Source organism: Psychrobacter nivimaris (genome assembly GCF_904846365.1).
GTDB classification, from domain to species: Bacteria; Pseudomonadota; Gammaproteobacteria; order Pseudomonadales; family Moraxellaceae; genus Psychrobacter; species Psychrobacter nivimaris_B.
Genome location: NZ_CAJHAL010000056.1, coordinates 1 through 7,351, shown reverse-complemented (window position 1 = coordinate 7,351; position 7,351 = coordinate 1). Strand labels below are relative to the sequence as shown.

Sequence of the window (7,351 nt, the reverse complement as noted above, 5' to 3'; positions counted from 1 at the left end):
GTCATCGAAGCTTTTCATGCTGCTTGCCATTTGCTCAGCCAGTTTCTTGATGTCAGATTGGTTAGTCATTGCTTATTCTCCTGTTAGTGGATTATAAGCAGTTACACAAAGTTTGGGAAACTCTCATGGAAAATTGCCTTTTGAGTTTGAAGCAATGTACAATGATAAGATTAACCCGTTAGGTCAGGTGGCCTAACTTAAATAAAAAGTCTCCGACAAACCCGGTACGGTTCACTATCTATTGTTATTCTTACCTGAAATTGATGTGAGCTTATAGAGACAAGGTAAATTTGCAAAAGTGCCGGCTATTCAGTGTTCATTGAATGTTTAATTTAATTTATTAAGCTTGACCTTGGAGTGGCTCTAAGCCTTATACTTGGTACAAATTTTTCGGTTGTTATGATGATGCGTTCTACTACATGGATTACAGTCTTGGTTGGATTGTTCATGTTCCAAAGCTTTTGGAATGTGGCGGCGGCCTTTTGTGTCCATGAACAACAGCCTCAATCACAGCAGAGTTATCATTTTGGTCATCACCAAAATACCTTGTGTGCCAGCGATAGTCGTCAACACGATCATAATGGACAGTCAGAAAACATAAAAACATTCAGTAGCGATTTAGAAATCGGTGAAGATCATCAAGATCATCTACCATCGATGATGCATTTGATTGTACAAAATGAAAAAGTAGATGTGTTTCATCCAAGCTCTGAAGTTAAAGTGAATCCACAATTTCATTGGAAAAACAGCTATCAGGCTCCTGACCTGTTTCAACAAAGCCCACCTCCCGAATTTTCCCCGCTCATGGTGGGGTAGCCTAAAACATTCCCACCACTTTTATTATTTAAATAAGTGGGAAAAATCATGTCTTCACAATCAATTATACTCTTGCGTCATAGCTTGGTTGCTTGTATATGTGCAGCGGCTATGCAATATAGCTATGCTGAAAACGTTACCAGCTTTGAATCCGCTTTAGCAAAAGTACAAAGTTACCAGACTCAAGACAAGCTGTGGCAACAAGCTCAGCAAATATCTGAATTGAATATTCAGCAAAGTCGGTTATGGCAGAATCCAAGTATAAGTTTAGAACAGTCTGGCTTTGGCTCAGGTCAAGAACAGGAATTCAATGTTGGCGTTAGTCAACCTCTAGATCTATTTGGTCAGCGTAAGCTGAACCGGGTGATTGCCAATACCTCGAATCAACAAATCCAATTGCAACAGCAATTATGGAAGGCACAAAGCCAACTGATTGTTAAATTTGCATGGTCGCAATTTGCACTTGCTGAGGTTGAGCAGTCTGCTTATTCAGTACAGTTAAAAACAAGTAAAGTCAATCTGGACAGTGCCCAGAAACGCTATCAGGCAGGCAGTATTGCCCTGGTTGATTTTGAGCGTGCCCAAATTGAAGCGCTAGAAATCCAACGACTTTATGAGCAAGCGATGCTGAATAAACAAGCTGCCGGTCGTCAGCTGTCTAATTTGTGGGGGGGAGAAACATCTTCACATCTTCAATTGAATAAAACCGCTATCCCTTGGCCAGAGCAAAGTCTCCAAACTGTGCAACGGTATATTGCTGAAGGGTGGCTAGAAAAACTCTATGCCTTGAACATTCAGCAATCGGATCATCAAATTGAAAATTTAAGAATTCAGGCACGTCCCAATCCGACTTTAAATGTAGGCATGAAACGTAGCAAAACCCCTAATGAAAGCAACGATACGACTTTAGCAATCGGCGTGGCTATTCCACTGAATATTTTCAATCGCCAGCAATATGCGATCCCGATGGTCCAGCAACAGCAAATATTGCTGAACCAACAGCAGCAGCGTGAGCTGAAGCAACAAATACTCGATATTGCCAACAGCATGCATCAGCTCAAAGGTTTACGTAGCCAGTTCGATGCCACAACAGCACAAGTTACTTTGGCGACCAAAGTTCAGAGCCGTACTTTACTAGGGTTTCAGGCAGGGAAACTGTCCATTACCGACGTTCAGCAAGCAACCACCCAACTGCAGAATCTTCGATTGGGTCAATTACAAACTCTACGTCAAGCTTGGCAAACTGCCCTAGCAGCTGAGGCACTCAGTATTGGCACAAGTTATGAAGAAATTAGCCGTTCGGATGCCTATACACAACTGAATAAAAAGGCAGTCGAAGCATCGCAAAATTTAATCAATGGGGGAGCACGATAAAATGAACGCCAAGCAAAACGGAAAAATATCCCAGTCTCTCATGATTGCAATTTTGATTCTGATTACGGTCTTGGTCAGTCTGGCTATTTGGTTAAGTTCAAAAAAAACTGAATCTGAGGGGCGTGGTTATGATGAGGGAAATGCCGAATATTCTGATGAAGATAGTTCTGAAGAAGGACATGCTGAAGAAGGCGAAATACAACTGACCAGCCAACAAATGGTTGAACAAGGTTTAAAAGTTGCTGTTGCATCCACAGGATTGGTTGAAAAGCTGACAACCCTGCCAGGTAAATTGGTGGTGAATACCGATCAACAAGCGCATATATCGCCTAATTTTAGTGGTTATGTCGAGCAGATCAATGTGGCTTTAGGACAGAGCGTGCAAAAAGGACAAACGCTGGCTGTACTAACCGTGCCTGAACTGATCGACCAACAGGCAAATCTGCGTATGGCACAGGTGAATCTGGATTTGGCCCGTAAAGATTACCAGCGCGAACAGCAACTCTGGTCACAGGGGGTTTCTGCCAAACAGGATTACCAGCGTGCCGAAAATGCCTACCGTCAAGCGCAGATTACTGTCCAGTCCTCACAAGCACGTTTAAATGCATTAGGTGCAAGTGGCAATAACAATGGGCGTTTTCTGATTAAAGCACCGATCTCTGGGGTGATCAGTCAAAAAGATATTGTGGTCGGTGAAAATGTGCAACTGGCTAATCAGCTCTTTGTCATTGAACAGCTGAAAGATTTATGGCTTGAGTTTAATTTGCCGAATCAATTCTCAGGTCAACTGCAAGCCGGGCAAAAAATTGACTTTAAAGTGAATGATTCAGATCAAAGCTATAAAGCTACTGTACAAAGCTTAACCTCTCAGGCAGATGTACAAACAGGGCGTCTGGTGGTGCGCGCAAAACTCGATGCGCAAGCTACTGAGTTGCGTTCTAATGTGTTAGTGAGAGTGTTGATTCCGGAAGCTACAGCAAAATCAGCCCTTCGGATTCAAAAGTCTGCGCTGCAAAGTATTGAAGGTGAAGACAGTATTTTCATCGTAGATTCAGAACAAAAAGGTCAAGTCCACTTAAAAGCACAGAAAGTGCAATTGGGGCAGGCTTCAAGTGATGGACAATGGCTTGAAGTGATTTCTGGGCTGACTGAAGGGCAGAAGTATATCGCTCAAGGCAGTTTCTTGTTGAAATCTGAATTAGAAAAAGACGAGGCAGGCCATGGACATTAATTCTGATCTACCAAAACCAGAAGGTTTATTCGAACGAATCATTCAGTTTTCCATACAAAATGCGATTTGGGTGTTGCTCTTTGCCTGTACCTGGATTGCGGTCGGGGTGTATAGCTATCAGAAACTCCCGATTGATGCTGTACCCGATATTACCAATACCCAAGTCCAGATTAATACTCAAGCCAAGGGTTTTACTGCGCTTGAAGTCGAACAGCTGATTACCTATCCCATTGAAAATGCCATGGCTGGCATTCCGGATCTGGAGCTTACCCGTTCCATATCCCGTTATGGACTCTCTCAAGTCACCATTATCTTTAAAGATGGGACTGATATTTATTGGGCCCGTCAGCAGATTAACCAACGGACACAGGAGGCGCAATCTGAGTTGCCTGCACAAATCGCACCGACGATGTCCCCCGTTTCTACGGGTCTCGGTGAGATTTATCAATGGGTACTGAAGGCAGATCCGAATGCGAAAAAGCCGGATGGAACTGCATACACGCCGATGGATTTGCGTGAGATTCAGGACTGGATTGTGCGTCCTCAACTGCAACGTGTTAAGGGAGTTGCAGAGGTCAACAGTATTGGTGGTTTTGAAAAAACCTATGTGGTCTCTCCCGATTTAAACCGGATGCAGCAACTGAATATCTCATTAGAACAACTGCAACAGGCTTTAGCGCAAAATAATGAGAACCGAGGTGCAGGTTATATTGAAGACAATGGTCAGCAACTGACGGTACGTGTACCGGGTGCATTCAATGGGCTTTCTGATATTGAGAACACCATGCTGGGTAGCCCAAATGGCAGCCCAATTCGGGTTGGTGATATTGCGCAAGTCTCTATTGGGCATGATTTAAGAACCGGTGGGGCAACCTATAACGGCAAAGAAACCGTTTTAGGGGTTGTCATGATGGCGATGGGTGGAAATAGCCAGACTGTTTCTAAAGCTGTGGATGCCAAGCTTCAAGATATTCAGAATAGTTTGCCTAAAGGGGTAGTGATTGAAACGGTGTACGACCGTACTATCTTGGTTGAGAAGGCGATTAAAACCGTTCAGAAAAACTTGGTAGAGGGAGCAATCCTGGTCATCATCATTCTGTTCCTGTTTTTAGGGAATATCCGTGCTGCCTTGATTACTGCCTGTGTCATTCCACTCTCTATGCTGTTTACCTTAACCGGGATGGCACAGCAAAATATCAGTGCCAATCTGATGAGTTTAGGTGCACTCGATTTCGGCATCATTGTCGATGGTGCTGTGGTGATTGTCGAAAACTGTATCCGGCGTTTAGCCCATACACAGCAACTGTTAAAACGACCTCTCACACAAAGTGAACGCTTTAAGGAAGTTTTTCTGGCTGCCCGCCAAGCACGTCGTCCTCTTATTTTTGGTCAGCTTATTATTTTGGTGGTGTATTTGCCGATTTTTGCTTTAAGTGGTGTGGAAGCAAAAATGTTCCATCCGATGGCATTGGCAGTGGTACTCGCCCTTGTTGCAGCCATTATTTTATCGATCACCTTTGTGCCTGCTGCTGTGGCATTGTGGGTCAAAGGCGATATTCAAGAAAAAGAAAGTCGTTGGATGTTATGGCTAAAAGCTAAATATCAGCAAACTCTTGATATTTCGTATCAATACAAAGCAGTTGTGCTGACTTTTGCACTGTGTTTATTAGTGATTACGGGATTTATCAGTACCAAACTCGGCAGTGAATTTGCACCACAGCTCAGTGAAGGAGACTTTGCGATACAACAGTTACGTTCACCAAGTACAGGCTTAGAAGAGTCTTTACGTATTCAGGAGAATACTGAAAAACTTCTTTTAAAGAGTTTCCCTGAAATTAAGGCAGTATTTGCCAGAACGGGTACAGCCGAGGTTGCAACAGATGTCATGCCACCCAATATTTCAGATGGCTATATCATGTTAAAGCCTCGTTCAGAATGGCCAAATCCTAAAGAAAGTTTAGATGAATTACGTGGCCGTATGGTGACGTATTTAGCCACGATTCCAGGCAATAATAGTGAATTTTCACAACCGATTGAACTCCGATTTAATGAATTGATCTCAGGTGTGCGTAGTGATGTTGGTGTGAAAATCTTCGGTGATGATATGAATGTCCTCAATACTGAGGCGACTAAAATCTCCAAAATCATTCAGCAAATATCGGGTAGCAGTGCCGTGAAAGTTGAGCAGACCTCAGGTTTGCCATTACTGAATGTCGAGGTAAATAAAACTTTGGCTGCACAATATGGTTTGAGTGTGCGTTCAATTCAAGACCTTGTGGCAACCAATATTGGTGGACAAAGCGTGGGAGAGATTTTAGAAGGCGATCGTCGTTTTGATTTTGTTATCCGTCTTGGAGAGCAAGACCGTAGTGTCGCATCTGTTTCCCAGTTACCTATTCAGCTTCCAAATGGTGGCAGTATTTTATTGTCGGATGTCGCGCAAGTCTCGACCATTGAAGGAATCAACCAAGTCAGTCGAGAAAATGGTAAACGCCGAGTTGTGGTTACAACGAATGTTGAAGGGCGTGATTTAGGGTCTTTTGTTTCTGATGTACAGACACAGCTCAAAGCATACACTTTGCCAAGTGGTTATTGGATAGAATATGGCGGTCAGTTTGAAAATTTGGCTTCAGCCAAAGCACGGATGCAAATCGTGATTCCACTGGCTTTAATCACTATCTTTATTTTACTGATGGCGGTCTTTCACAATGTCAAAGAAAGTCTATTGGTCTTTACCGGGATACCCTTTGCCTTGACCGGTGGTGTGCTGTTCCTTTGGCTAAGGGATATTCCATTATCGATGTCAGCTGGAATTGGCTTTATTGCCTTATCTGGTGTTGCAGTCCTCAATGGACTGGTAATGCTGACCTTTATTAAGGAATTAAGGGACAAATATCCAGTGCATAAAGCCGTGTGGCAAGGGGCTATTTTGCGCTTAAGACCAGTGTTGATGACAGCTTGTGTGGCTTCACTGGGTTTTGTACCAATGGCGCTGGCAACCGGAACAGGGGCTGAGGTTCAACGGCCACTGGCAACCGTAGTGATTGGCGGGATTATCTCTTCAACATTACTAACTTTGGTGCTGTTACCCGTGCTTTATCGTTGGATAAATGAAAAAAAAGTTTCTTAATCCAATAGATTAGTCGATTTACAGCAGAGATATTGGCTGTTATCCAATATCTCTGCTCATCATAAATAGAATAAGGAAAATATTTTATGTCAGAACATCATGATCATAGCCATGCGGTTGTTACTGAAGAAAATAGTAAGAAGTTAATGGTTGCCTTAGGTTTAACGACTACTTTTTTAATAGTAGAAGTTGTCGCTGCTTTTGAGACCATCCCGAATTCTGTGTAACTGCCGTTCAAGCTTTCTTTCCTGATAACCTTAACCAGTTCAAACCAGCGGTCTAACTTAACTTAAATTACCATCCCCCGATATATTCTGGGTGGTTAATTTTTTTAAAATAGACAAAATCATACAAGCTATATAAAGCTTATAAATACGAGGAGAAATTCATGGAAGTTGAATTAAAAGGTTTTGATACATTGGAAAAGAATGTCTCAGAGTTATCTAATACTGATAGCATCCCACTGAACGACCTTATGAACCCTAGCTTTATATCTAGTTGTAGCCAATATTCGAATTTTGAGAAGCTAATAGAAGCCTCTGGGTTCAAAGTGGAATCAAAAGAAGATTTTGCAGCCATTCCAGATCAGGAATGGGAGCAGTTTATTCAAAAAAATACATCCTATGAAAGCTGGATAGAAATGCAACAAGCTGCTGTGGTGAGACCATCCCGAATTCTGTGTAACTGCCCTTTAGATTAAATGCTTGCTGATACGGTCATCAAACATAATCATAAAACGATTCAGAGCAGACGTCCAGTTACGGATTGGCATCGACCACTTTTTAGAGGCCTGCTGGGTT

General features: G+C 42.6%; 5 protein-coding genes and 2 pseudogenes. 6 read left to right on the top strand and 1 reads right to left on the bottom strand.

Annotated features, from left to right (window positions below):
* Window positions 1–69: pseudogene (locus JMX63_RS14780) on the bottom strand (transposase); the annotation flags it as partial.
* A 330-nt stretch (window positions 70–399) separates the two neighbouring features.
* Between JMX63_RS14780 and JMX63_RS14065 the strand changes: the two are divergent.
* From JMX63_RS14065 to JMX63_RS14040, 6 genes and pseudogenes are all read left to right on the top strand, one after another.
* Window positions 400–816, top strand: a complete 417-nt coding sequence (locus JMX63_RS14065; RefSeq protein WP_227543712.1) for a cation efflux protein, CzcI-like — start codon at window positions 400–402, stop codon at window positions 814–816.
* Between the two features lie 48 nt (window positions 817–864).
* Window positions 865–2,190, top strand: coding sequence for a TolC family protein (locus JMX63_RS14060; protein ID WP_201573095.1), 1,326 nt, complete (start codon window positions 865–867; stop codon window positions 2,188–2,190).
* 1 nt (window position 2,191) lies between these two features.
* Entirely contained in the window at window positions 2,192–3,421 is a 1,230-nt protein-coding gene (locus JMX63_RS14055) for an efflux RND transporter periplasmic adaptor subunit (protein WP_068034974.1), read from the top strand.
* Entirely contained in the window at window positions 3,411–6,551 is a 3,141-nt protein-coding gene (locus tag JMX63_RS14050) for an efflux RND transporter permease subunit (RefSeq protein ID WP_186475555.1), read from the top strand. Before JMX63_RS14055 ends, JMX63_RS14050 begins: the two co-directional genes overlap by 11 nt.
* An 86-nt stretch (window positions 6,552–6,637) precedes the next feature.
* Window positions 6,638–6,760, top strand: a pseudogene (locus JMX63_RS14045) (cation diffusion facilitator family transporter); the annotation flags it as partial.
* 179 nt (window positions 6,761–6,939) lie between these two features.
* Window positions 6,940–7,251 (top strand): hypothetical protein, encoded by a 312-nt coding sequence (locus tag JMX63_RS14040; RefSeq protein ID WP_201573093.1) that lies wholly within the window; start codon window positions 6,940–6,942, stop codon window positions 7,249–7,251.
* Window positions 7,252–7,351: the final 100 nt, after the last annotated feature.

Coding starts and splice junctions, on each gene's coding strand:
- JMX63_RS14055 (WP_068034974.1), top strand. CDS start 2,192: ATGAACGCCAAGCAAAACGGAAAAATATCCCAGTCTCTCATGATTGCA.
- JMX63_RS14060 (WP_201573095.1), top strand. CDS start 865: ATGTCTTCACAATCAATTATACTCTTGCGTCATAGCTTGGTTGCTTGT.
- JMX63_RS14050 (WP_186475555.1), top strand. CDS start 3,411: ATGGACATTAATTCTGATCTACCAAAACCAGAAGGTTTATTCGAACGA.
- JMX63_RS14040 (WP_201573093.1), top strand. CDS start 6,940: ATGGAAGTTGAATTAAAAGGTTTTGATACATTGGAAAAGAATGTCTCA.
- JMX63_RS14065 (WP_227543712.1), top strand. CDS start 400: ATGATGATGCGTTCTACTACATGGATTACAGTCTTGGTTGGATTGTTC.